Consider the following 25,141-nt stretch of genomic DNA (forward strand, 5'->3'; position numbering starts at 1 on the left):
GCATGGCCGCTATCGCGACCTAAGAGCCAAGAGCCAAGAGCGACGGCCGCTATCGCGGCCTAAGGGCAGAGCAGGTATGCAATTGCTTAAGGCGGGTATAATGAGTGGAAATGATTGTGTGTTGATCTCTTGACACATGGTGAAGTGCACGATACAATAAAGGTTATATTATGTCGATCCGTTGAAGGGACCGATTCGTTCTACCCGCACCGATTCAGAGAGGGATTCCTAGGCTGGAAGAATCCTTGGCGTGCTTGAGCGGACAGACTTCCCAGAGGACATGCGGTGAACCTGCAAGAGCTTTAAGCGCTTGCTCATTAGCTGTAATGCGTAGTCGGGGCGTTAACCGATTGAAGCGAATCATTTGGTTGATTCGGAATGTGGGTGGTACCACGGTAGCTTTGTATCTAACAAGCTCTCGTCCCTTTGCCTTTTTTGAGGCGGAGGACGAGGGCTTTTTTTGATGATTATTCTGGATTGCAGTACTTTTAGGGGGAATGGACATGGGCTTTCAGAAGCCTCCGGGCACGCAGGACTTTTTGCCGGGCTCGGTAGAGAAATGGCAGTTTGTCGAGAGCAAAGCGCGTGAGATTTGCCGTCGCTTTAACTTCCGTGAGATCCGCACGCCGATGTTTGAAATGACGGAGCTGTATAAGCGCGGTGTCGGCGAAACGACCGATATCGTGGAGAAAGAAATGTACACGTTCACCGACCGCGGCAATCGCAGTCTAACGCTGCGTCCGGAAGGAACGGCAGGCGCGGTTCGTGCGTATGTCGAGAACAAGCTCTATGGCGAGCCTGACCTGACGAAGCTGTACTATATCGGACCGATGTTCCGTTATGAGCGGCAGCAAGCAGGACGTTATCGTCAGTTCCACCAATTCGGCATTGAAGCGCTTGGCGCTGTGGATGCCGCGCTGGATGCCGAGGTGATTGCACTCGGTTATACGTTCTACGCTGAAGTGGGATTGAAGGACGTTCGCGTGGAAATCAATTCCGTGGGTACGCCGGCTGTTCGGGCGGCATTCCGCGAGAAGCTGCTTGGTTTCTTGGAGCCTAAACGCGAGATCCTGTGCAAGGATTGCCAATCGCGTATGGACCGCAACCCGCTGCGCGTGCTGGATTGTAAGAACGATCAGCATCATTTTGAAGGTGCGCCTTCCATTCTGGATAGCTTGGATGAAGAGTGCAGCACGCACTTTGAAGCGCTGCAAATGCATTTGACGGGTATGAACATTCCGTATTCCATCAATCCTCGTCTGGTACGCGGTCTTGATTATTACACGCATACTGCGTTTGAGTACAAAGCTGAAGGCATTGGCGCCATCGATACGATCGGCGGCGGCGGCCGGTACAACGGGCTTGTAGCCGATATCGGCGGACCGGATCAACCGGGCGTTGGTCTTGGACTCGGCCTGGAGCGTACGGTCATGCTGCTGGAGAGCCAAGGCGTACAGCTGGATAACTTGCATCAGGTTGATGTGTACATGGTAGGTCTCGGCGAGGCGGCCGATCGCGAAGTGACGCGGCTGCTGCACGGTCTGAGAATGCGGGGCATCTCAGCGGAGCGGGATTATCAAGGTCGTAAAATGAAGGCGCAAATGAAGTCCGCTGACCGCCTTCAAGTTCGTTTCACCGCCATTCTCGGCGACGACGAGCTGGAGCGCGGCGAGATCATGCTGAAGAACATGACGACCGGCGAGCAGCAAGCCGTTGCGCTTGATCAGCTTGCAGATGTAATTCTGAAATAAGGAAACGCCCCATAATCCCATTATAAAAGGAGCCACTAACCTATCATGATGTTGAAAACTCATTCTTGTGGAACACTGACGAAAGCGGAAGTAGGACAAACGGTTACTTTGAACGGCTGGGTACAACGCCGCCGCGACCTTGGCGGAGTATTGTTTATCGACCTGCGCGACCGTACGGGTATCGTGCAAATCGTATTCAACCCTGACTTCTCCGGCGATGCACTTGCGATCGCAGACCGTGCTCGTAACGAATTCGTGCTTGCCGTTCGCGGTCAAGTGGTGGAACGTGATGCCGAGACGGTTAACAAAAACATTTCGACCGGTGAAATTGAAATCCGCGTGACGGAAATCGAAATTATGAATGCAGCGAAGACGCCTCCATTCCCAATCGAAGATGGCGTTGAAGTGGATGAGTCGCTTCGCCTCAAATATCGTTACCTGGATCTGCGTCGCCCTGAAATGCAGAAGACATTGCTGCTTCGCTCCAAAGCGGCTAAAGTGTTCCGCGACTACTTGGACGGTCAAGGCTTCATCGACGTGGAAACGCCGATCTTGACGAAGAGCACGCCGGAAGGCGCACGTGATTACTTGGTGCCAAGCCGTGTTCATCCGGGCGAATTCTTCGCGCTGCCGCAATCGCCGCAAATTTTCAAACAGCTTCTGATGGTAAGCGGACTCGAGCGCTACTACCAAATCGCACGCTGTTTCCGCGATGAGGATCTTCGCGCAGACCGTCAGCCGGAGTTCACGCAAGTCGACATCGAAACTTCCTTCTTGTCGCAGGATCAATTGCTGAACCTGATGGAAGAGCTCGTCGTGAAATTGTTCCGCGAAACGGTTGGCGTTGAAATTCCAACTCCGTTCCAACGTATCACGCATGCGGATGCAATGAACAAATACGGCTCCGATAAGCCTGACCTTCGTTTTGGCATGGAGATGGAAGACATCACGGATATCGTGGCCAACAGCGACGTGAAAGTATTTGCATCCGTCAGCGCAAGCGGCGGCGTTGTTAAAGTGCTGAACGCGAAGGGCTGTGCGAGCTGGAGCCGTAAAGAGCTTGACGATCTGCAGCCGTTCGCAGCGCGTTATGGCGGTAAGGGTCTGGCTTGGGTGACAGTGAAGGAAGGCGAATGGCGCGGCCCGATCGTGAAATTCTTCAAGCCTGAAGAAATCGCGGCGATGACGGAGCGTCTTGGCGTTGAAGAAGGCGATTTGCTGCTGTTCTCCGCCGACAAGAAGAAAGTCGTTGCGGATGTACTTGGCAACCTGCGTCTCAAAATCGGTAAACAGCTTGGTTTGATCGATGAGTCCAAATTCAAGCTGGAGTGGGTTGTTGACTTCCCGCTGCTCGGCTACGATGAAGAAGCGAAGCGTTATGTAGCGGAACACCATCCGTTCACGCGTCCGAACGATGACGATCTGCCATTGTTCGAGACAGATCCTGGCGCAATCCGCGCACAAGCTTACGACCTTGTTCTTAACGGCTACGAAGTAGGCGGCGGTTCGATGCGGATCTACAAACGTGACGTACAAGAGCTTATGTTTAAAGCGCTTGGCTTCTCCCTTGAAGAGGCACATGAGAAATTCGGCTTCCTGCTCGATGCATTCGATTACGGAACGCCTCCGCACGGCGGATTTGCATTCGGATTCGACCGCCTTGTCATGCTGCTTGCCGGACGCACGAATCTTCGTGAAACGATTGCGTTCCCTAAAACAGCAAGTGCAACCGACCTGCTCAGCGATGCGCCATCCGAAGTGGATATCTCCCAGCTCCAACAGCTGCATATCCGTACTATTCAGAAGCCTGCGAAACAGCCTGAGGCTGCGGCAGCCGGTGCTTCCGCACAGCAAACTAACTAATCCAACGACCGGCTTTCGTCCGCGTGTAGCGGCGAGAGCCGGATTATTTATGTTTATAGCAGGTACAAATTAAAGCCAAGAGGTGTATTTCCATTATGCTGCACCAATTTTCACGAACGGAGCTCGCCATCGGTCCGGAAGGTCTGGAACTGATGAAAGGCAGCACGATTGCCGTGCTCGGAATCGGCGGCGTCGGCGCCATTGCCGCAGAAGCGCTCGCGCGGACAGGCGTTGGCCGCATTATCCTGATCGACAAAGATGTCGTGGATATTACGAACGTTAATCGTCAAATCCACGCGCTTACGACGACGGTCGGCCAGCCCAAAGCGGACCTGATGCGCGACCGCATTAAGCTTATCAATCCGGAATGCGATGCGATTTCGCTGCGGATGTTCTATACGGAAGAAACATACGAGAAGCTTTTCGAATATCCGCTGGATTATGTTGTGGATGCTTCGGATACGATATCCTACAAGATCCACTTGATCAAACAATGCTTGGAGCGCAATATCCCGATCATCTCCAGCATGGGTGCGGCGAACAAAATGGATCCGACCAAATTCCAGGTAGCGGATATCTCCAAAACCTCGATGGATCCGATCGCACGCGTCGTCCGCCAGAAATTGCGCAAAGACGGCATCAAGAAGGGCGTAAAGGTCGTATTCTCGACCGAAGAGCCGATGAAGCCGCGGGAGGATGTCACACAGCGTATCGTGCCTGAGAATGCGCCTGAAATTCGCAAGGCGCAGCAGCCGCCGTCCAGCAATGCTTTTGTCCCTCCGGTTGCGGGACTAATCATGGTGAGCGTAGTGGTGAAAGACTTGCTCGCTAAAGGAGGTATTTCCTAGATGAATGCGGAACTCGTTAACAAATTACGTCTATCGCTCGATATGCGCATCGCGGTACTGGAAGCGCCTGCTCCTTCCTACGAGGAAGAACTCGGCGTTGAAGATCACGAGCCATTTGATGAAATGGACGCCGGTACGTATGATTTTGTCATGCTGTTCGCCAAAGACATTGCGAGCTTGAATGAACATGCGCCTAAGGCGCTCAAAGCGGTTAAGAAAGAGGGGCTCCTCTGGATCTGTTATCCGAAAGGAACGGCTAAGATTCGGACGGACATCAACCGTGACCGCGGCTGGAAAGTCGTTAAGGAAGAAGGCTGGGAAGGCGTTGCCCTCGTTTCAGTAGATGAGACATGGTCTGCCATGCGTTTCCGCCCGGTAGGGATGGCTCAGACTTCTGCGAGAGCCAGCCGCGCGGCCGATATCGGACGTACAACGACCACAGCGGTGAAGGAACTGGTTATTCCGGATGATGTAACTGCAGCACTTACGCTGAAACCGGAAGCAGCATCGTTCTTCGCAGAGCTCGCTCCTTCGCATCGCAAAGAATATATTCGCTGGATCAATGAAGCGAAGCAAGAAGTGACGCGCGCGAAACGGATCAATGAAATGGCGGAAAAGCTGGCGAAACAGCATAAACGTCCATCGGATAAATAACGTGAGAAAGCCCGAATTATGCAGTATTTCCTGCTAATTCGGGCTTTTTTTATGTCGGAGTTTTGTCCTAGTCAACAAAAGTTGCCTTTGACAAACTTTTTTGTATGTGTACAATGAAATTAGGCAACAACAGTTTCACTCCTGCATATGTGTAAGGAGTGTACGATACATTTGATGTTTACATGAGGTGAGAACAATGAGTGATCAATCGGCCGCACAAGAGAAAGGCTGGCGACATAGAAGGACATCGAATACCCTTCCCGAAGTGTATCGTTCCATGAAGATTCCCAAGACCGGTTCGTGGTTTCGCAAGTTTCTTGCTTTTGCCGGACCGGGTTACCTCGTAGCCGTTGGCTACATGGATCCGGGTAACTGGGCGACCGACCTGGCGGGAGGCTCAAAGTTCGGATATACGCTCTTATCCGTAATCTTATTATCCAACCTAATGGCGATTCTACTCCAAGCACTGGCTGGGAAGCTGGGGATTGTCACAGGACGCGACTTAGCCCAAGCTTGTAAAGATCATTACAGCAAACCGGTTGCGATGACGTTATGGGTGCTCTGTGAGCTCGCAATAGCTGCTTGCGATCTTGCGGAAGTAATCGGAACTGCGATCGCTCTGAATTTATTGTTTGGCATACCGCTTATAGCAGGGGTCATCATAACGGTATTGGATGTATTGTTAATACTGCTTCTGCAAAATAAGGGTTTCCGATATATTGAAGCACTTGTTATCGTTCTGATCGTTACCATCGGCGGTTGTTTCTTGGTTGAACTCTTCTGGTCGCAGCCTCAAGTGGGCGAAGTGATGAGAGGCTTCATTCCAAGCACGGAGATTATTTCGAACCCGGCGATGCTCTATATCGCGATTGGTATACTGGGTGCGACGGTTATGCCGCATAATCTGTATTTGCACTCGTCTATCGTACAAACGCGTCAATTCGAACAAACCGAGCTTGGTAAACGCCAAGCGATCAAATATGCAACTTGGGATTCCACCATTGCTTTATTTTTCGCATTATTCATTAATGCAGCTATTCTCATCATCGCAGCGGCCACCTTCTACAAGGCTGGCCATACCGAGATCGCGGAGATTGGTGAAGCATACCACCTGCTCGCACCAATGCTGGGAACAACAGCAGCAAGTGTATTGTTTGGTGTCGCACTGCTCGCAGCAGGCCAGAATTCAACCTTAACCGGCACGCTGGCAGGTCAGATCGTCATGGAAGGGTTCCTGAACATCCGATTGGCTCCATGGCTGAGACGACTGATTACGCGGCTTATCGCGATCATCCCGGCTGTTATCGTAACTTGGTTGTACGGTGCAAGCGGAACGGCGCAGCTGCTCATTCTGAGTCAAGTCATCTTGTCGCTGCAACTTTCATTCGCCGTCATACCGCTTGTTAAATTCACAAGCGACAAACAGAAGATGGGTAAGTTTGCAAATCCGCTTTGGCTTCAAGTGCTCGCTTGGTTTGTTGCAATCGTCATTGCCGGATTGAATATTTATTTGCTTTACCAGACGTTTTTTGGATAAGAAAACCAATCGAATCGGAAGACCTTCTCCGCACTGGGGAAGGTCTTCTTTGCATGCAGGCACGCACAGCAATAGCGAACGTTTGTGCTAGTGTGCTATGATAAGCAGGAAAGGAACGGGTGAGCGATGGATTTATTTACCTATCAGAATGAGGAACAAGCGCCAAGAGCGAAGCTGCTCGCAGACCGCATGCGCCCTCAAACGATTGAAGAATATATAGGGCAGTCCGACATTGTCGGGCCGGGCAAGCTGCTTCGGCGCGCAATTGAAGCGGATCAAATCACCTCCATTCTGCTGTATGGACCTCCGGGCTGCGGCAAAACAACGCTTGCACATATCATTTCGAAACGAACGCAGGGGGAGTTTGTGAAGCTGAATGCCGTAGATGCGTCCGTTAAAGACGTGCGGGAAGTGATCGAGCAGGCAAGGATAACCAAGTCGATGTATGGCCGCAAGACAATCCTGTTCTTAGACGAGGTTCATCGTTTCAATTCGGCCAGGCAGGACGCTTTATTGCCGGCCGTCGAGCAGGGGATTATCATCTTCATTGGGGCTACTACGGAGAATCCGTTTCATTATGTGAACGGAGCTCTGCTGTCGAGATCGACGCTCTTTCAGCTGGAGGCTCTGACGCGCGAGGATGCCCTTACTGCGATGCGCCGTGCGCTGGCAGACCGTGATCGAGGGCTCGGCTTCATGGATTTGAATGTCGAGGATGAAGCGATGCAGCATATGGCATCCATGGCAGGCGGAGATATACGCCGCGCGCTGAATGCGCTTGAGCTTGCAGCGGTGACGACACCGTCACAGCCTGATGGCTCGGTTATTGTGACCTTGGCAGTAGCGGAAGAGTCCATTCGCAAGCCGACCATCCGCGCAGATGAATCGACACAGTACGATGTGCTGTCCGCTTTCCACAAGAGCGTTAGGGGCTCAAGCGACGCGGCTTTATTTTGGTTTCTGTATGCGGTTGAGAAGCTGGGCATGGATCCCATGACATTCATACGGCGGCTGATTGTGGCTTGCAGCGAGGATATCGGGCTTGCGAATCCGCAGGCGATGGTTCAAGCGGTGACGGCCATGGACGCGTATCACAAAATTGGCTGGCCGGAAGCGAAATATAATATCGCCCAGGCGATTCTGTTTGCCGTAGAAAGTCCGAAGTCCAATGCCGCCGCTGTTGCGATCGGCAATGCCATGAATGCCATTGAGCAGCTTGGAGCAGCCGAGGTACCCCATCATCTGAGAGATACCCACTACAGCGGTGCTGCGCGTCTTGGGCATGTAGGTTATAAGTATCCGCATGATTACCCCGGACACTATGTGAAACAGGTGTATTTGCCTGAACGAATTGCGAAGAAAACATTCTATCATGCCACCAATCAGGGGATGGAGGACAAGATTCGACAAAATCAGGAGCGGCGGAAATGACCAAAAAAGCTTCTGAATCCCCAAAAACGTTAGCAGGAGCTAGAAAATAGCGCATAAAGGCCGACCTTTATGGAATAAACATAACTAGAACCGCGAATACGGGCCAGAAGGTGGGATGACGGCATTTGACGTAAACTTGCTTCATCGACTACTCTAGTATTATAACGTTTCTTTATAATTTTAAGTCCCAGAAGGAGGTGCACCTGTTCGTCGCAATCGCGGCAAACAGGGAATCGTTGAGTAGTGACCCGTTACCCATATTTTTAAACTTACTTTTAATCGTTTTTCTCGTTTTTTTGAATGGTTTTTTCGTAGCTGCGGAATTTGCCATGGTAAAAGTAAGAAGCAGCCGGATTGATTCACTGGCGCTGGACGGCAATCGCCGTGCTCATTTTGCATCCAGGCTAACTAGCAATTTGGATGCGTATCTGTCGGCCTGTCAGCTTGGAATTACGCTGGCATCACTTGGTCTTGGTTGGGTCGGTGAACCTGCCATTGCAGCGATGCTTGAGCCTGTGCTTGAGAAGTTCCATTTTAGCCCAGTCGCCATTCATACGATTGCCTTTATTATCGCGTTTACGATCATTACGGTGCTTCACATTGTACTTGGAGAATTGGCTCCCAAAACGTTTGCGATTCGTAAAGCTGAAACGGTAACGTTGTGGACGGCTATGCCGCTCATAGGTTTTCACAAAATCATGTATCCGTTTATCTATCTGCTCAATGGTACAGCCAACTGGTTGCTTAAGCGCGTTGGTATCGAGCCTGCTGCAGAACATGAATCCGCCCATACCGAAGAAGAAATTCGCATCCTGATGAAAGAAAGTCATAAATCCGGACTAATTGATAATACGGAGCTAACGCTTGTCGATAATATATTTGATTTTGCCGAAACCCATGCGCGGGAGATTATGATTCCACGTACCGAGATGACATGCTTGTATGCCAATCTGACGTTCGACGAGAACCAGGCTATTGCGCTTAAAGAAATGCATACTCGATATCCGGTTTGCGACGGCGACAAGGACAATATCATCGGTTTTGTCCACATTAAGGATTTACTTAAAGTCACGCATCAAGGCTTGCTAGATATTCGAACGATTACGCGACCAATGACAACGGTGCCTGATTCCATGCAAATCAGCAACTTGCTTAAGCTGATGCAGAAGAAGAAGACTCAAATCGCCATCCTTATCGATGAATATGGCGGTACGTCCGGTCTGGTAACGCTCGAAGACATCATGGAAGAAATCGTCGGTGAAATTCAGGATGAATTTGATGAAGAACGCCCCGATATCGAGCCAAGAGATGACCAATCGCATTCCATCAACGGCATGATGTTGATTGAAGAGGTGAACAGTTACTTCGGATTGGAAATCGAAAGCGACGATTACGATACGATCGGCGGCTGGTTCTATGCACAAATCGAGAATCCTCCGTCTAAAGGCCAACGTGTCGTGCATCCGGACGGCTTTGAGTTTGTGATCGAAGAGACAGACCACTTGCGGATATCCAGAATCATCATCCGGAAGCAAGGAAGTCAAATCGAAGAAGAGAGTATCGAATTGCAAGCAGAAACCGGCTAACTGCCATCATACCTATAACAGGCTGCCCCAAAAGTGCAAGATGACTTTTGGGGCAGCTTTTTTGGGGTTGGCTCAATGATAATTTCTTATTACAGACAGCCGCCAATTCGCGGCTAAGCCGAACAGCAGCATCAAACCGCCGACGATCAGCATGATTACGCCGGAACCATACAGATCTGCGTAATAGGAAGATAGAACAAGTCCTAACGAAGGCGCAACACCTGTAAGCGAGCCTAATGTGCCAAACATGCGGCCCTGCAGCTCTTCAGCCACTTCAACGCGCAGAATGATGTTAATAAGAAGCGTGCAGAAGGAAAACATAAATCCGATGAGCACGATAAGCGGAATCGCAGTCGCAGCTGATTCTGTTCTTGCCAGCAGCATATAGAGCGGACCCAGGAGCATGAGATTGATCATAATCCATTTACCCCGATGCCGCATACGGCTTCCAAGCATCACAATAAGGCCGGAGCCGGCCATATAGCCGATGGGGATACAAGCCTCTATAAGGCCGAATTCGAAGGGAGAAGCATGCCAGACCTTGACGGCCATCACTTGAGTCAGCATGAAAGCAGTCATGAAGAACAGAAGCAAGCTCGGGATGAGTATCATAACGGACTTTGCGAATGGATTGCTGCGTACGCTGCGGAGGCCATCCATAAAGGCTGCTCGGAATGATGAACCGGAAGTGCTCGGCATTGTTTGATCTGAAACGGATATTCGGGTCAGGGATCCGGCGCTCCATACAAGCAGGAAGGATGCTAAGTACATTACAGCATCAATGGTGATGGCCCAAGCACCGCCGAAAGCGGCTACGAATATGCCACCGACCGCAAAGCCGATTGTGCGAGCAATGTTATCTGAAATGTTCATCAAGCCTACGGCGCGCTGGATGTGCGCTTTTCCGACGATAGGCGTGATTGAGGCTTGCAAGGCCGGGGATTGAAACAATCCCAGTACGGTGACACATGCAGATAAGACGGCAATGATTGCAAAAGGTGCATGCGGCATCGCCACGCAGAACGCGATGAGCAGCACGACGGCAAAGCGCAGCAGATCGGCGACCAATATGACGGTCCGTCTGTTCATACGATCGGTTACGGTTCCGGCAACAGTTCCGAGCAAAGCACTGAGTACGAGATTGGTCACCATCATGACGGTCATCAGCTTCGCGCTTCCGGTGACGCTGAGTACCCATAGATTAATGGCAATGCTGTGGAAGGAATTACCGAAAATCGATAACGTGTAAGCGGTAAAAAGATGGATGAACGGAATATTGCGAGATAAACTCGGCTGCTGTGATGCCATTGAAGATGCTGTAGGGATGGACATATTGGACATATGTTGGGGATACCTCCTGTTGAATAGGAACTTAAACGTTTAAGTGACGATCAAAAAAATCTATTGCAGAGCTACTCTAAACACAGTTTGTTCTTCGAGTACGGACTGTTCGTCCCTAGCTAGCAAATTGGTCATTACTGAATAAGCAAGTGCTGCTTTGCTGCCGAAGGTGACGGGAATGATGTCGTTTCTTAGGATTTCGGGACAACCGCATGTACAAATTACGGCAAGCTTCTCCATAATCTCTTTGTTTCGGATATGGTTCGCGGTAAATTCATTCATGACGATTGCTTGTCGATATGCTGCTCCCGCTACGAGCAGGGCATCCAACTCAGCCAAGTTTCCATAAGAATAGGTGGGAATCCGGAGGGCAGTCGCACAATCCTCAATGTATGTCATGTAAGCCACATTGTTGCTCTTCTCGATAAACAAGCAATGCGGTGCATCGAGAGCTTCAACGGCTTTACTCAGTGCAGCTTCATAGTCATAAATAACTTGTTTAAACAGGTTATCCGTAATTAGACTGTCAATTAGAATTAAAGGGACGCCTATTCCGAAATTACCGGATACCGTGTAGAAAATATCATCCATTACATCGAGCAGAAACACGGCGTCGAGCTTCCGTTCCGTAATAACATTCAAGGAGGCAGGATCTGTCCCGTCAAAAGTGAACATGATCAAATGATAGCCTGCAGCGGTGAGGAGGAGCTCCAACTCGCTTATAAATGCCAATTGCTCAAACGTTGCTCTCGAAGAGGGCTTGCCGGTTTTGTTAATGAGTGCCCCTGCCAGACCCGTTTTGTTCTTGATCAGCGAACGGGCGGCCAAATTGGGCACATAGCCGATTTCCTTTGCGATTTGCAGCACTTTTACCCGTGTGGATTCCGGAATGGACTGGTTGCTGGCATTATTAATGATGTAACTGACGGTTGCGACAGAGACGCCGGCTTGTTCGGCAATATCTTTCATCGTTGCTTTACGCATAAGTCCAAATCATCTCGCTTTCAATGGGAACTGACGACTCAATCCTGTTTTCAAGTAGTAGAATATCATATTTCGCGTGTAACTTAAACGATTAAGTGAAAACATTTACGCGCCAATGCAAAATAAAAGCATCTCCGATCGTAGGATCAGAGATGCTTCTGCGTATACATTCAGAGTCTACTTATTCACGATATCAATGGTTCCGCCGCCCAGACAAACATCGCCGTCATAGAAGACTACAGCTTGCCCCGGTGTAATGGCTTTCTGCGGTTTCTCGAACACGACATCGCCTGTTGTGCCATCTTCGCGCAGCGTCAATGTGACGGTTTGATCGGCTTGTCTATACCGGAATTTCGCCGTCACCGTAATTGGAACTTCCGGTTTAACCGGGGAAATCCAGTTGATTCCGGTTGCAGTCAGGCTAGTGGAGTACAAACTTGCATGCTGATCGCCTTGCACGACATACAGAATGTTTTCTTTCAAATCCTTGTCAACTACGAACCAAGGCTCGCCATTGCCGGACCCGCCGATGCCAAGTCCTTGCCGCTGCCCAAGCGTGTAATACATAAGGCCATCATGACGGCCTTTCGTTTCGCCTGATTCAATGTCAATCATCGGACCGGGCTGAGCAGGCAGGTAGCCGCTGAGGAACTCTTTGAAATTGCGTTCGCCGATAAAGCAGACGCCTGTGCTGTCTTTCTTCTTAGCCGTATGAAGACCGAATTCTTCGGCGATTCTTCTGACTTCCGGCTTCGGAAGATGGCCGATGGGGAACATCGCTTTGGCAAGCTGATCCTGACGAAGGGCGTGAAGGAAGTAAGTTTGGTCTTTGTTGGAGTCCACGCCTCGGAGCAGTTTAGCTTCTCCGTCAGCCGTACGCTCCAAGCGAGCGTAGTGGCCGGTTGCCAAATAATCGGCGCCAAGCTCCATCGCTTTCTGCAGGAAGTCGCCGAATTTGATTTCGCGATTGCACATGACATCCGGATTTGGCGTACGGCCGTTACGATATTCATCGAGGAAATAGGCAAACACCTTATCGAAATAGGCTTTCTCGAAATTTACCGTATAATAAGGAATGCCGATTTGATCGCAGACGCGGCGAACATCTTCCGCGTCTTCTTCAGCCGTGCAATGGCCGAACTCGTCGGTATCATCCCAGTTTTTCATAAATATGCCGATGACATCATACCCCTGCTGTTTAAGCAGCAATGCGGTAACGGACGAATCCACACCGCCGGACATGCCGACAACGACTCGAATAGAAGAATTGCTCATCTCAAATGCCACCACCTTGATAGTTCAAAGCCGCTGCGGAGGGTCAATTCCACCGTGCGACCGATTCAATTTATCTATTGTAGCATAGATTGCGTATGATTTTCATGAAAGTGTCATCGTTTTTTCAACAAATTCTGTTTCCGGTATGTTAACATAGATATGATATGGGAATACCATGAATTGTAATCCATGATTGCTCCAGCCTTTAAATAAGATACAGTTTAGCCCGGGAAGAGGTGTCGTAGTTGAAAATTTCAACCAAAGGCCGGTACGGTCTAACCATCATGATGGAGCTTGCAGGTAAGTTCGGAGAAGGTCCAACATCACTGAAGAGCATCGCAGAGCGGAATCATCTATCAGAGCATTATCTCGAGCAGCTTATTGCGCCACTGCGTAATGCGGGGCTAGTTAAGAGTATCCGCGGCGCTTACGGCGGTTACATTCTATCGAAGGAACCGCAGGAAATTACGTCAGGCGATGTCATTCGTATTCTGGAAGGACCTATTTCGCCTGTCGATTTCACGGAAGAGGATGACCCGGCGAAGCGGAATCTATGGCTCAGAATCCGTGACAGCATTGCAGAAGTGCTTGATTCGACAACGCTCGCGGATCTCGTAACTTATAAAGAAGAGGAGCCTCAGGACTCCTACATGTTCTATATTTAAGGATGATTGTATAATGGATCGCATTTATTATGATCATGCAGCAACTTCGCCCATGCATCCCGAAGCGGCGAAAGCCATGCTTGAAGTATTGACCGGCAATTACGGCAATGCTTCAAGTACGCATAGCTTTGGCCGTGCTGCAAGACAGCTTGTGAATCGTTCGCGCGATGTGATTGCGCGAGGAATCGGCTGTACGGCCGCTGAGCTGGTTTTTACCGGCGGTGGAACGGAAAGTGATAATACAGCGCTCATCGGCGCTGCCAGAGCTGCCCGCAAACAAGGCAAATCCCATATCATTACGTCCTCAACCGAACATCAGGCAGTGCTCCAATCTTGCAAAGCGTTACAGCGCGAAGGATTTCGCGTGACGTTTCTGCCGGTAGACGAGCAGGGCCTTGTGAAGGTTTCGGATGTAGAACAAGCTATTGAAGCCGATACAGCGCTTATTAGCGTCATGTATGTAAACAATGAGACCGGAACGATTCAACCGATTGCTGAGATCGGTGAACTCGCCCGGTCTCGTGGCGTGCTTGTACATGTTGATGCGGTACAAGCGTTAGGCACTATTCCGATCGATTTGCGTCAGCTTCCCGTCGACCTCATGAGCTTCTCTGCTCACAAGATTAACGGGCCTCAAGGTATCGGCGCTTTGTATATCCGTAAAGGCACGGCTGTGGAACCGTTGCTTAGCGGCGGTTCGCAAGAGCGCAAACGGCGTGCGGGGACCGAGAACATCGCCGGTATCGTCGGATTCGGCAAAGCGTTTGAACTTTCTGTGAATTCGATGGAAGAACGGAAACTTTTCTTGGACAAGCTTCGTTATACATGGATAGAACGGTTGCGTGAGATCGCAGGGTCAGACCGACTTATCGTCAACGGCCATGCCGAACACTATGCTCCTCACATTCTGAATGTGAGCTTTATAGGAGTTAGCACGGAGACGATGTTGATGAATCTGGATATAGCCGGAATTGCGGCATCCGGTGGGTCAGCCTGTACGTCGGGAGCCATCGAACCCTCGTATGTGCTTATAGCGATGAATGTTTCGGAAGAAAGACAAGCATCCGCTGTACGTTTCAGCTTTGGTTTGGGAAATACTATGGAGGAACTCGAACTGGCCGCCAAGAAAGTTGAAACTTTTATGGAGCGTGTTCGTACTAATGCCTAGGAGGCTCTGCCATCGATGTTGCGTTTACAGCATTTGATTGGTCTTCCTGTCATCGAAATGAATGCCGGCAAGCAAGTCGGACATGTGAAGGATGCATGGTTTGATGAGCATTGGCAGCTTGGCGGAATCATTTTGGACGCCGGCAGACGGTTTCTGACTGCAATGAAATCAGTGATCTGGAATGAAGTAATGGTTTGCGGTGAGGATGCGGTTATCATTATGAATGAAGCATCCGTCCGGAGGACCAAACAAGCCGAAATTCAGCGCTCTTTTCATACCGGATCGATCCGATTGAAGGATCTACCCGTCATTACGGTGGATGGAGAACAACTTGGTCGTGTATCTGATGTTTATTTTGACGAGATACAGGGTACACAAATAGTAGGATATGAGCTGACTGACGGATTTATCGCGGATATTATGGAAGGTCGCAAGTGGCTTCCTGCTCCGCGGCAAGCTGATGAGGTTATGCTTGGCGAAAATGTAATCATAGTACCGGCCGGAAGTGAGGCTTTTCTCTCACCGGTCGCAGTTTCTGAGTCGGATATAGGGAGAAATGAATGATGAAATGCCCAAATTGTAGTTCCAAGGATATCGGAAAGATCGGATCACACCAGTATTACTGCTGGGGCTGCTTCATTGAATTGACGGTTAACGGTGACAAAATGTCGGTCTATCAAGTTGAAGAAGACGGCACACTGAGTTCATTGGATGATCTGTTTTTCGAAGACGAAATGCCGCAGGTTCATGCGAACTAAGCGGAGAATAGTGAAAGAGGCGACCTTGCCGGGGTCGCCTTTTTTGTGTTTACAAACGGACCTGAAGAATCCGAAGGATGAATTGAACAACTTGTACATATACTGACAGTAAAGGGTATCGCGAGTCGAGGGGGAGTGAAGCCGTGGAACGGTTTACGAACAACCGTCTTTTTGCATGGCTTGTCTATCTCATTTTGGGGCTGACGGCTCTATATCTGTTGCTGTTGCTAAAACCGATCATCATCCACATTTACGTTTTTTTGCGCGCGGTTCTGGCTCCGTTTCTCATTGCGATGATTATATCGTATGTACTCAATCCGATAGTCAGCCTTCTGAATGAGCGAAAAGTGCCGCGCACGATCGCGGTGCTGCTTATTTATGCCGTTTTCTGTGCGTCGCTTACGGTTGTGCTCGTGAATGCCATTCCGATGTTTATGGATCAGCTCAAGGAATTGAACCGGCATATGCCGGATATCACCATGCAGGCGCGGAGTATGGTGAACGACCTGAACAACTCCTCCTTTCTACCGGAGAGCATCCGTTCAGGAATAGAGAAGTCGCTGTACAAGCTGGAGAAACAGGGCTCCGATGCCATATTTGCATTCATCAACAATATTGGCGAAATGATTAACGTGATCTTTATTGCGTTTATTATCCCGTTCCTCGCGTTCTACATCTTGAAAGATTTCGAGGTGTTTGAACGAACATTGCTCACTTATGTGCCGAAATCACATCGTAAGCATGCGGTCCGGCTGCTTAAGGATATCGATCATGCGCTTGGCAGTTACATTCGGGGGCAGTTTCTCGTCTGCGTCATTGTCGGAACGCTGGCCTATGTCGGGTATTTGATCATCGGCATTCCGTATCCGCTTCTACTGGCGAGTGTTGTCGCGGTGACGAACATTATTCCGTATCTGGGACCGTTCTTCGGCGCAGCACCTGCGCTCATTGTGGCTTCTACCGTTTCGATCAAAATGATGCTGCTGGTGGCGGTTGTGAACTCGGTCTGCCAAATCCTCGAGGGCAACATCATCTCGCCGCAAGTGGTTGGAAGAACGCTGCATATGCATCCGCTGTCGATCATTTTTGCCCTGCTGGTCGGAGGCGAGTTAGCAGGCATTGTCGGTATGATTTTGGCAGTGCCGATCTTTGCCGCTGTGAAGGTCATTGTGCAGCATATCTTCGCGTATTATGTTAGGCGAAAGACGATTTGACAGACCATGCCAAAAGTCGCTATACTTATGACAATTACGCCTGACTATCAATAAAAATCGTTGATGAAACCGTAGTAGGTCATAGACCGCCAAGCAGAGAAAGAATTCCTTCGCGTATGCCGATTAGGCTCCGCGCTGGCTGAGAGAATTCTAGGGGTGAAGGATGACTGAAGGCTGGTTTCGGAGTGTGAATGAACTTCACCGGATCAGACCCGTTAACGTCTGTCTAAGGAGATCGTTTGTGCTGCTCATGAGGGAGCTAGGGCGATAACCAGGGTGGTACCGCGAATGATTCGTCCCTGTTTTTTAGGGGCGTTTTTTTGTTTTTATTATATAAATTGGAGGCTGAACCGTGATGAAAGCAAGTGAAATCCGTTCCAAGTGGCTCGCATTTTTTGAGAGCAAAGGGCACAAGATTGAGCCCAGCGCTTCATTAGTTCCTCATAATGACCCTTCCTTGCTATGGATTAATGCAGGGATGGCACCGCTTAAGTCTTATTTCGACGGCCGCGTTATTCCTGACAATCCGCGGATTACGAATTCACAGAAGTGCATTCGTACGAATGATATTGAGAATGTCGGTAAAACGCGTCGTCACCAAACGATGTTCGAAATGCTGGGTAACTTCTCGATTGGCGATTACTTCAAGGAAGAAGCGATCACTTGGGCTTGGGAGTTTCTGACCAGCAAAGAATGGATCGGCTTCGATCCCGAGCGTCTGTCCGTCACGGTTTATCCCGAGGATGAAGAAGCATTCCGCTTCTGGAATGAGAAAATAGGCCTTTCGGAGAAGCGGATTTATCGTCTGCAGGATAACTTCTGGGATATCGGCGAAGGTCCATGCGGTCCTTGTACCGAGATTTTCTTTGACCGCGGCGAAGCTTTCGGTGATCTGAATGATCCGGAATGCTGGCCCGGCGGAGAAAACGAACGTTTCCTGGAAGTATGGAACCTTGTATTTTCGCAATATAATCATAATAAAGACGGCAGCTACACTCCGCTTCCGAATAAAAACATCGATACAGGCGCAGGTCTGGAGCGGATCACTTCGATTCTGCAAAACGTGGACTCCAACTTCGATACGGATTTGTTCCGTCCGATTATTGACCGCACTTGCGAAATTGCAAAAGTAACGTACCATACGAATGCGGACACGGACATCGCGCTGAAAGTCATTGCCGATCATATCCGTACCGTGGCTTTTGCTGTTGGCGATGGCGTCATGCCTTCCAACGAAGGTCGGGGTTATGTCATTCGTCGTTTGCTTCGCCGCGCAGTGCGTTACGGCAAAACACTCGGCGTAGATCGTCCGTTCCTGCATGATCTGGTGAAAGTCGTCGGCGACATCATGGGCGGCCACTATCCGGAGGTTGTGGAGAAACGCGAGTTTATCGAGAAGGTTATCCGTACAGAGGAAGAACGTTTCCACGAAACGCTTTCGGACGGCTTAGCGCTTCTGGGCGAGCTTGTGAAGACGGCAAAGGCCGGCGGAGAAACGCTGATCAGCGGTCCCGATGCGTTCAAGCTTTACGATACGTATGGCTTCCCGTTCGATTTAACTGAAGACTACGCGGCTGAACACGGCATGACCGTCGACCGTGACGGCTTCGATGCTTCGATGGAAGAGCAGCGTACACGCGCACGTGCAGCTCGTCAGGACACTGGCGGTATGAATGTGCAAGGCGGGCCGCTTGCTGATTTCACCGTGAAATCGGAATTTGTGGGCTATCAGGATCTGACGCTGGAAGGCGCTAAGGTAATTGCGATCGTTAATGGCGATGCTCTTGTGGACTCAGCGGTTGAAGGCAGCCATGTTCTTGTGATCTTGGATCGTACAACATTCTACGCAGAGAGCGGCGGTCAAGTAGGCGATAGCGGTACGATTACAGGCCAAGGCTTCACGTTGACGGTTGAGAATGTCACAAAAGCTCCGCATGGCCAGTCGGTGCATCATGCCGTAGTGGCAAGCGGTTCCGTATCTGTCGGTGATGAGGTGCAAGCAGCTGTTTCGACGCAAACGCGCGAAGATACGATCAAGAACCATACGGCAACGCATTTGCTGCACCGCGCGCTCAAAGATGTACTCGGCGAGCATGTCAATCAAGCGGGCTCCCTGGTTGAACCGGATCGCCTTCGTTTTGACTTCTCGCATTTTGGCAGCATCAGCCAAGAGGAGCTTACGGAAATCGAACGCCGCGTCAATCAACAAATTTGGTTGGGCACGACGCTCCAAATCGACTACAAATCGCTTGCGGAAGCGAAAGAGATGGGCGCGATGGCACTCTTCGGCGAGAAATACGGCGATGTTGTGCGTGTCGTTCGCGTTGGCGATTACAGCCTGGAGCTATGCGGTGGCTGCCATGTTACGAGCACAGCGCAAATCGGCTTGTTCAAGCTGGTGAGCGAGAGCGGTATCGGTTCAGGCGTTCGTCGTATCGAAGCCGTAACTGGCCGCAATGCGTACCTGTACATGGAAAGCCAGCTGGATCTGTTGAAGCAAGCAGCTGCGCAGCTGAAGTCGAACCTGGCAGATGTTCCGAAACGCATCGAAGCGCTGCACGGTCAAGTGAAAGAGCTGACGCGTGACAACGAATCGCTGCAAAGCAAGCTTAGCCGTATCGAAGCGGGTTCCCTGGAATCGAAAGCGAAAGTAGTAGGAGACGTCACTCTGCTGGCTGCAGAGGTTAATGCTCCGTCGATGGATGCGCTCCGCGGTATCGTGGATGAGCTGAAAACGAAGCTGGGCAATGCGGTAATCGTGCTTGGCGCAGTTGCAGAGGATAAGGTAAACCTTGTTGCAGCTGTTTCGCCGGAGCTTGTGAAGCAAGGCTTCCATGCCGGTAAAATCATTAAAGAAGCAGCCGCGGCATGCGGCGGCGGCGGCGGCGGGCGCCCTGATATGGCCCAAGCCGGGGGCAAAGATCCATCTAAATTGGGTGAAGCGCTCCAAATTGCCGAAGAACTGGTTCTATCACAGACAAATGTGATATGATAAGAGTATTAAACGGCTGTTAAGCGGCTTGGAAAGTGAGGTGCTGGCGATGAATTCGATGGACAAGACAATGAAATTCGACGTGAAGGCGGAAGGGCTTCAAGCTTCCTCGAGGGAAATTATGCTGTCTGTATACGATGCGTTGCTCGAGAAGGACTATAACCCGATTAACCAGATCGTGGGTTATCTATTGTCCGGAGATCCCGCATACATTCCACGGCATAACAATGCCAGAAGTTTAATTCGCAGGAAAGAACGAGACGAGCTAATTGAAGAACTAGTCCGTTCCTACCTAAGTCAGCACAGCAAATAATTACCTTCAAGGAAATGAGGCAATCTGTCGTATGCGTCTTATGGGATTGGATTACGGTGATCGCAGAATCGGCGTTGCCGTCAGTGATGCATTCCGCTGGACCGCGCAAGGTTTGGGCGTCGTTGAGAAACGCCGCGATAACAGCGAAGACGAAGTCATTGCCAAGCTTATGGTTGAACACGAAGTATCCGAGATCGTAGTCGGTTTACCGAAGAACATGAATGGCACCATCGGGCCGCGTGGCGAAATTTGCATCGCATTCGCACAACATTTACAGCAAAAGCTAAATGTACCCGTACACCTTTGGGACGAACGGCTTACGACCGTTGCCGCTGAGCGTACGTTGCTCGAGGCCGACGTTAGCCGTAAGAAGCGAAAGTTAGTGGTGGACAAAATGGCGGCAGCGCTAATTTTGCAAAATTATCTCGATTCTAAAACGAAAAGGTGAGGGTAACGATGACAAAGGACAACATGCAGTTTGAAGAGCCGGAAATCATCTACATTCCGGATGAAGACGGCAACGAAGAAGAATTCGAGGTAGTCATGAAGTTCGAGGTAGACGGCTCCGATCAGAAATATATGATGGTAGTTCCGCTCAACGTGGATTCCGAAGACGAGCAAGACGAAGACTCCGATGAAGTCTACGCTTTCCGTTATGAAGAAGACGGCGATGATTTGAAACTGTATACCATTGAAGATGAAGAAGAGTGGAACATGGTAGAAGAAACCTTTAACACACTTCTTGCTGAAATTGACGATAACGACTAGTTCTTTGGATTTGTTGAATCCACGATGAACCATAGTCGAAGGGAGCTTAACGCGTGTCTGAAGTAAAACGTATTTCCGTCCTGAAGGACATCTACGGCACGGAAGTGGATCTCATTGGGGAAGAAGGCGCTACGGAACCATTCCAAATTATCGCCGAATTCCTAATGGGAGACAGTTCCTATGCCGGATTGCAATCGCATGATATGCAGAAAGAAGACGAAATCGCATTCTTCCGCATTACTTTCAAGGAAGGCTCCGATCCGGAGCTGGAATCCATTGAAAGTGATGAAGAGTGGGAGCTTGTTTCTGAAGCGTATGACGATTTGTTGTTCGAAGGCGAAGATCAGCCTTAACATGCACCTCTAGCTTTAAACAGGGCGGCAAGAGCCCGGTTTTACTTATAGGAGTACGGAAGGGCGGCGCCGACCGCCCTTTTTCCGCGCTGATATAGAAATGGAGGATAGGTCGCTTGAGAAGAGCAGAGCATCAGAATTCAGAAGATTTGCCGGAAGAGGGAGCCATAAGGCCTTCCGGACCAAGACGCGGACGCATTACGTTCTGGGTAATTGTGACCATACTCGGATTAATGCTTATTTCCGCGGGAAGTCTTTATCTCTACATCTGGAATGGCTTGCGGCCTGCACCGACAGGCGATGTTGTTCAAGTGGAGCTGAAGAAAGGGACATCTCCATTCGGATTTGCTGAAGTGCTCGAAGATCAAGGGGTTATTCGGAATGCATTTATTTTTAAATATTACTTGCGCTACAAGGACGAAGGACCGCGGTTTCAAGCCGGCGTGTACGAGCTGTCGCCGGGGATGGACAAGGACGCCATAATTGCTAAATTAAACGCCGGAGAGACGTTGAAGGAAGAAACAATGCGTTTCACGATTCCGGAAGGGTTTACGGTTGAGCAAATAGCGGAAACACTAGATAAAGCAGGCTATGCGAAGAAAGCGGATTTCATGGCGCTTGCGGATAAGGATCAAGCATGGAGCGACGTGGATGCAGCGAAGAACATCCCGAAGAATCCTGACCTTCGCCATCGTTTGGAAGGATACTTATTCCCGGATACGTATGAGCTTGTGAAAGCAAGCAAGCCGGAGGAGATCATCAAACGTCTGCTTCAAGAGCTGGATCATAAGCTGGATACACTTCCCGAGAATTGGGAGGATTCGCTTGCGGCCAATAACGTGGATTTTCACGGCATGATGACCATCGCGTCTCTCGTGGAGCGTGAGGTTGTCGTGGATGCGGAACGTCCAATCGTTGCAGGCATTATCTATAATCGACTGAAGAAAGGCATGCCGCTTCAAATCGATGCGACCGTACAATATTTGCTCGATAAACAGAAGGAACGGCTGCTGATTGACGATTTGAAGGTGGACAGCCCTTACAATACGTACAAAGTGGATGGTCTCCCTCCGGGGCCAATCGCATCTCCGAGCTTGAAATCGATCGAAGCTGCGCTTTTCCCGAAAGAGACGGAATACTATTTCTATGTAACGAAGAAAGACGGCAGCCACGAGCATCTGTTTGCGGAAACGCTCAAGGAGCATAATCGCAACATCGAGAAGAGCAATCAAACGGCTGGACAATAGGAGGATTTACAATGGCAACAAAACCGGAGCTGCTCGTTGATGCGGGTTCTCTAGCTGATATGGAGCGGCTCATCGCTGCGGGTGCGGATGCTTTCATTCTGGGTGAATCCCGTTATGGCATGCGCCTGTCGGGTGAATTTGATCTGGCCCTAATGGCAGAAGCAGTAAAGCTTGCTCATTCGCATCAAGTTTCCGTTTATGCAGCAGTCAATAACTTAATGGACAATGAAACCGTTGGTGCGTTGCCCGGCTACATTCGAGGTTTGGCCGAAGCGGGCGTAGACGGCTTAGTATTCGGCGACCCTGCAGTATTGATGGTTGCGCGCGTTGAAGCGCCAAACATGAAGCTGCACTGGAACGCGGAGATGACTTCCACAAACTATGCGACAGCGAATTATTGGGGACGCCGCGGCGCCACTAGGTTCGTTCTGGCGCGTGAGCTTAACATGGATCAAGTGATCGATGTGAAAACCAATACGACGCTTGAAGTACAGGTGCAGGTGCACGGTTTAACCAATATTTATCATTCCAAGCGTCCGCTTGTTCAAAATTATTTCCAGCATCAGACGAAGGATGGTGAAACGACCGAGGTTCCGGTTCACGGCAAGCGGGAAGATGGCTTGTACCTAGTGGAAACGGAACGGCCGGATGAACGTTTCCCAATCTATGAGGATGCTGGCGGAACTCACATTATGAGCTCTGATGATCTATGCATGCTCGAGAACTTACATGAGTTAATGGAAGTTAATATCGATAGCTTTCGGATTGAAGGACTGTTAAAATCAATTGAGTACAATGAAACGATCGTTAAAGCGTATCGTGCTGCAATTGATGCCTATTGCGAGGATCCGGAAGGTTACGCCTTCAACGAAGAATGGTTGGATAGCATTGTGAAAGTACAGGATCCGTCCCGTGAGCTTTCGTACGGATTTTTCTATAAGGAACAAGTATATTAATCGTCACCTAAAGAAGTTGTGGAGGTGAAGCAGGTGACCACAAAAACATCCCCCCGCTTTACGGGGAAGAGAAATCGTTTAGATAAGCCGGAGCTGCTTGCTCCGGCAGGTAATTTGGAGAAACTGAAGTTTGCCGTCCATTACGGCGCAGATGCGGTATATATCGGCGGTCAGAAGTATGGCCTTCGTTCCAATGCCGACAACTTCACCTTTGCTGAGATGAAGGAAGGCGTTGAGTTCGCGGAACGGTATGGCGCGAAAGTGTTTGTGGCAACCAATATTTATGCTCATAACGAGGATATTGGCGGTCTTGAAGAGTACTTGCGCGAGCTCGAAGCAGCCGGTATTGCAGCGATTATTGCTGCAGATCCGATCATTATCGAAACCGCGCAGCGGGTAGCGCCTAAGCTCGAGGTTCATTTGAGCACGCAGCAATCGACGCTGAATTGGCAGGCTGTACAGTTCTGGAAAGACGAAGGGCTGCCGCGTGTCGTGTTAGGCCGCGAGACGAGCCTCGAAGAAATTTCGCAAATTAAAGCGCATGTCGATATTGAGATCGAAGCGTTCATTCATGGTGCTATGTGTTCTTCCTTCTCGGGTCGTTGCGTGCTTTCGAACCATTTCACGGACCGGGATTCCAACCGCGGAGGCTGCTGCCAGTCCTGCCGCTGGAAGTATGATATCTATGAAGACGACCTGCAAATGGTTGGTCCCGAAGCGGATAAATTTACGATGGGTTCCAAAGACTTATGTATGATCGAGCATATTCCGGACTTAATCGAGGTTGGCGTTGACAGCTTCAAGATCGAAGGCCGGATGAAGAGTTTGCATTACGTTGCAACAGTCGTGAATGCTTACCGTCAAGCGATCGATTCGTACATGTCTGATCCGGATCATTATGAGCTGAAGCAAGTGTGGCTGGATGACATTCAGAAAGCTGCCAATCGTCCGGTAAATACCGGCTTCTTCTACGATACTCCGGGTCCTGAAGATCATATTTATGGACCGGAAGACAAAGCGGCTCCTTATGATTTCGCAGGAGTGGTTATTTCTTATGATGAGGCAACGGGACTTGCAGTTGTTCAGCAGAGGAATCATTTCAAGCCGGGGCAGGAAGTAGAATTCTTCGGACCGAACGGCACTTTCTTTAAACAATCCGTTGGTTCCATCACGGACGAAAGCGGCAATGCGCTGGATGCGGCAAGACATCCGCTGCAGCACATCGTGCTGAAGACGGAGCATCCGGTAAAACCGATGGACATGATGCGTAAACGAGTGCGTTAATAAGCATTTGGACCCAAATAATCCTAGTCGAGCGATCGATTGGGATTATTTTTTTTGAGAAAATATTCCCTGTTTCCCTAACAATACGGAGATGTAAAGCCGATATTAAGGATATTGCGTGTATATTGTCGAATTATGGATTTGCGTGACGTA

At 49.9% G+C, this 25,141-nt stretch carries 23 protein-coding genes; 20 read left to right on the forward strand and 3 right to left on the reverse strand.

The features are described from left to right. The first annotated feature begins 503 nt into the window (after positions 1–503). The 7 genes from hisS to BM412_RS05395 all read left to right on the forward strand — a co-directional run bounded on the left by hisS (position 504) and on the right by BM412_RS05395 (position 9,670). A complete protein-coding gene (hisS, locus tag BM412_RS05365; protein ID WP_091214893.1) occupies positions 504–1,751 on the forward strand; it encodes a histidine--tRNA ligase in 1,248 nt (415 codons plus the stop codon). A 45-nt stretch (positions 1,752–1,796) separates the two neighbouring features. Further along, on the forward strand, positions 1,797–3,614 hold the full coding sequence (aspS, locus tag BM412_RS05370) for an aspartate--tRNA ligase (RefSeq protein WP_091214897.1): 1,818 nt from the start codon (positions 1,797–1,799) through the stop codon (positions 3,612–3,614). Between the two features lie 95 nt (positions 3,615–3,709). Next, complete coding sequence (locus tag BM412_RS05375; protein WP_091214900.1) at positions 3,710–4,462, forward strand: tRNA threonylcarbamoyladenosine dehydratase; 753 nt, start codon at positions 3,710–3,712, stop codon at positions 4,460–4,462. Further along, positions 4,463–5,116 (forward strand): YdeI/OmpD-associated family protein, encoded by a 654-nt coding sequence (locus BM412_RS05380; protein ID WP_091214903.1) that lies wholly within the window; start codon positions 4,463–4,465, stop codon positions 5,114–5,116. It begins immediately after the preceding gene. A 196-nt stretch (positions 5,117–5,312) separates the two neighbouring features. After that, positions 5,313–6,653 carry an Nramp family divalent metal transporter gene (locus tag BM412_RS05385; protein ID WP_091214906.1) on the forward strand — a complete coding sequence of 447 codons (1,341 nt, stop codon included), beginning with the start codon at positions 5,313–5,315 and terminating at the stop codon, positions 6,651–6,653. A 126-nt stretch (positions 6,654–6,779) separates the two neighbouring features. Next, a complete protein-coding gene (locus tag BM412_RS05390; protein ID WP_091214908.1) occupies positions 6,780–8,084 on the forward strand; it encodes a replication-associated recombination protein A in 1,305 nt (434 codons plus the stop codon). 236 nt (positions 8,085–8,320) lie between these two features. Continuing rightward, the gene (locus tag BM412_RS05395) at positions 8,321–9,670 is read left to right on the forward strand and encodes a hemolysin family protein (RefSeq protein ID WP_091220205.1); all 1,350 of its coding nucleotides are present in this window, start codon (positions 8,321–8,323) and stop codon (positions 9,668–9,670) included. A 72-nt stretch (positions 9,671–9,742) separates the two neighbouring features. On the opposite strand, the gene BM412_RS05400 is transcribed toward BM412_RS05395, so the two are convergent. The 3 genes from BM412_RS05400 to mnmA all read right to left on the reverse strand — a co-directional run bounded on the left by BM412_RS05400 (position 9,743) and on the right by mnmA (position 13,270). Further along, on the reverse strand, positions 9,743–11,011 hold the full coding sequence (locus BM412_RS05400) for an MFS transporter (RefSeq protein ID WP_091214911.1): 1,269 nt from the start codon (positions 11,009–11,011) through the stop codon (positions 9,743–9,745). A gap of 60 nt (positions 11,012–11,071) precedes the next feature. Beyond that, positions 11,072–11,995, reverse strand: a complete 924-nt coding sequence (locus BM412_RS05405) for a LacI family DNA-binding transcriptional regulator (protein ID WP_091214914.1) — start codon at positions 11,993–11,995, stop codon at positions 11,072–11,074. Between the two features lie 177 nt (positions 11,996–12,172). Further along, the gene (mnmA, locus tag BM412_RS05410) at positions 12,173–13,270 is read right to left on the reverse strand and encodes a tRNA 2-thiouridine(34) synthase MnmA (RefSeq protein WP_091214917.1); all 1,098 of its coding nucleotides are present in this window, start codon (positions 13,268–13,270) and stop codon (positions 12,173–12,175) included. Between the two features lie 245 nt (positions 13,271–13,515). On the opposite strand from mnmA, the gene cymR reads away from it, so the two are divergent. The 13 genes from cymR (at position 13,516) to BM412_RS05475 (ending at position 24,988) form a co-directional block, all read left to right on the forward strand. Continuing rightward, the gene (cymR, locus tag BM412_RS05415) at positions 13,516–13,935 is read left to right on the forward strand and encodes a cysteine metabolism transcriptional regulator CymR (protein WP_090983150.1); all 420 of its coding nucleotides are present in this window, start codon (positions 13,516–13,518) and stop codon (positions 13,933–13,935) included. Between the two features lie 13 nt (positions 13,936–13,948). After that, positions 13,949–15,103, forward strand: coding sequence for a cysteine desulfurase family protein (locus BM412_RS05420; RefSeq protein ID WP_091214919.1), 1,155 nt, complete (start codon positions 13,949–13,951; stop codon positions 15,101–15,103). 15 nt (positions 15,104–15,118) lie between these two features. Continuing rightward, a complete protein-coding gene (locus BM412_RS05425) occupies positions 15,119–15,667 on the forward strand; it encodes a PRC-barrel domain-containing protein (protein ID WP_091214922.1) in 549 nt (182 codons plus the stop codon). Next, positions 15,664–15,861, forward strand: a complete 198-nt coding sequence (locus BM412_RS05430; RefSeq protein WP_090983156.1) for a hypothetical protein — start codon at positions 15,664–15,666, stop codon at positions 15,859–15,861. The genes BM412_RS05425 and BM412_RS05430 overlap by 4 nt, the downstream gene beginning before the upstream one ends. Positions 15,862–16,004: 143 nt before the next feature. Beyond that, the gene (locus BM412_RS05435; protein ID WP_091214925.1) at positions 16,005–17,075 is read left to right on the forward strand and encodes an AI-2E family transporter; all 1,071 of its coding nucleotides are present in this window, start codon (positions 16,005–16,007) and stop codon (positions 17,073–17,075) included. A gap of 355 nt (positions 17,076–17,430) precedes the next feature. Then, positions 17,431–20,067 carry an alanine--tRNA ligase gene (gene alaS, locus BM412_RS05440; RefSeq protein ID WP_091214927.1) on the forward strand — a complete coding sequence of 879 codons (2,637 nt, stop codon included), beginning with the start codon at positions 17,431–17,433 and terminating at the stop codon, positions 20,065–20,067. A gap of 49 nt (positions 20,068–20,116) precedes the next feature. Further along, entirely contained in the window at positions 20,117–20,380 is a 264-nt protein-coding gene (locus BM412_RS05445) for an IreB family regulatory phosphoprotein (RefSeq protein ID WP_090983162.1), read from the forward strand. 31 nt (positions 20,381–20,411) lie between these two features. Next, the gene (gene ruvX / locus BM412_RS05450; RefSeq protein WP_090983164.1) at positions 20,412–20,828 is read left to right on the forward strand and encodes a Holliday junction resolvase RuvX; all 417 of its coding nucleotides are present in this window, start codon (positions 20,412–20,414) and stop codon (positions 20,826–20,828) included. Between the two features lie 8 nt (positions 20,829–20,836). Further along, complete coding sequence (locus BM412_RS05455; RefSeq protein ID WP_090983166.1) at positions 20,837–21,148, forward strand: DUF1292 domain-containing protein; 312 nt, start codon at positions 20,837–20,839, stop codon at positions 21,146–21,148. 53 nt (positions 21,149–21,201) lie between these two features. Beyond that, on the forward strand, positions 21,202–21,501 hold the full coding sequence (locus BM412_RS05460; protein WP_091214930.1) for a DUF1292 domain-containing protein: 300 nt from the start codon (positions 21,202–21,204) through the stop codon (positions 21,499–21,501). A 116-nt stretch (positions 21,502–21,617) separates the two neighbouring features. Next, a complete protein-coding gene (gene mltG / locus BM412_RS05465) occupies positions 21,618–22,748 on the forward strand; it encodes an endolytic transglycosylase MltG (RefSeq protein WP_091214932.1) in 1,131 nt (376 codons plus the stop codon). Between the two features lie 11 nt (positions 22,749–22,759). Further along, positions 22,760–23,704, forward strand: coding sequence for a peptidase U32 family protein (locus BM412_RS05470; protein ID WP_091214935.1), 945 nt, complete (start codon positions 22,760–22,762; stop codon positions 23,702–23,704). A gap of 33 nt (positions 23,705–23,737) precedes the next feature. Then, entirely contained in the window at positions 23,738–24,988 is a 1,251-nt protein-coding gene (locus tag BM412_RS05475) for a peptidase U32 family protein (protein ID WP_091214937.1), read from the forward strand. The last annotated feature ends 153 nt before the right edge of the window (positions 24,989–25,141 follow it).

The sequence above is a fragment of the Paenibacillus sp. BC26 genome (assembly GCF_900116125.1).
Lineage (GTDB): Bacteria > Bacillota > Bacilli > Paenibacillales > Paenibacillaceae > Paenibacillus_Z > Paenibacillus_Z lignilyticus.